Here is a 1048-nt window from a genome sequence, read left to right on the forward strand (position 1 = left end):
TTAAGAATGATTCGATGGAAGGAATGGAAACTTCCTCGAACCAAGGTGAAGAAACTCATTGAACTAGGTGTTCCGGAGGGAAAAGCACATGAATGGGGAAATACCAGAAAGGCTTATTGGAGAATATCAAAAAGTCCAATCCTTCATAAAACATTAGGGAAAGCCTATTGGCTCTCCCTAGGATTGAAAAGTATTTCTGCAAGATATGATTTACAGCGTTCGACATAATTGGAACCGCCGTATACGGAACCGTACGTACGGTGGTGTGAGAGGGATAAATGGAGGTTAGTCGCCTCCCCCTATCTCAATTAGAATTAAGTAGGTAAGAACTTATTAATGATTTTTATGTAATTTCTAACCCAAAAGGGGATGTTAAATATGAGGTTAGAAAAATTCGATATACTTTTCTTATTCCTCTAATTGCGATTATATGTAGTTCTTTTCTTTTACATGAATCTATTACGATTAAACTGGTCATGGGACTTTTATTCATTGTTTTTAGCATTTGTCTTGTAAATATGAAAATTAAAACCCAAAAAGGAAAAGCACAAATCGATTTATAGATAAATTGATAGAAAGAATAGTTAATTTTGGTCGATTAAATCATAAAGAGTCATATAAGCAGCAATTTAGTGGCTTTTTGTGCGGCGGACAGTCGGTAAAGAGTGTAACTCAGTTAACACTCTTTTTTTCTTTATCTGACAGAGCCGAAAATTCGATGAAACGAATAACAGTTTAGATTATTGAAGAAGGATTCGATTATTAACGTTGCATTCGGTATTGCCCCAATATTGCACCTTACATACCTATAGCATGCGTCCAAAGTATTAAAAGACAGGCCATTACCTAGGACAACTTCCCGCCGTGATACATATACATGCAGTGTAAATATTTATCAAAGGGGAGATTTTTAATGGGTAAAGACATCAAGGAGTATTTTACAAATAAAGTAATTAAGGTTGACAGAGGCGGCCCAGAATCCAGAATTGGGAAGTTACTAGATGCTGGTGACGATTATTTCGCAGTTCTCACTGAAGACGATGGGGTT

At 36.2% G+C, this 1048-nt stretch carries 1 protein-coding gene and 1 pseudogene; both read left to right on the plus strand.

What is annotated here, in order from left to right:
• Positions 1-228 (plus strand): maturase (locus AAHB15_RS29880; RefSeq protein WP_342043895.1); only part of this gene is annotated, 228 nt, incomplete at its 5' end.
• A gap of 170 nt (positions 229-398) precedes the next feature.
• A pseudogene (locus AAHB15_RS29885) lies at positions 399-563 on the plus strand (EamA family transporter); the annotation flags it as partial.
• Between the last annotated feature and the right edge of the window lie 485 nt (positions 564-1048).

The sequence above is a fragment of the Bacillus sp. OTU2372 genome (assembly GCF_038440275.1).
GTDB lineage: Bacteria > Bacillota > Bacilli > Bacillales > Cytobacillaceae > Neobacillus > Neobacillus bataviensis_B.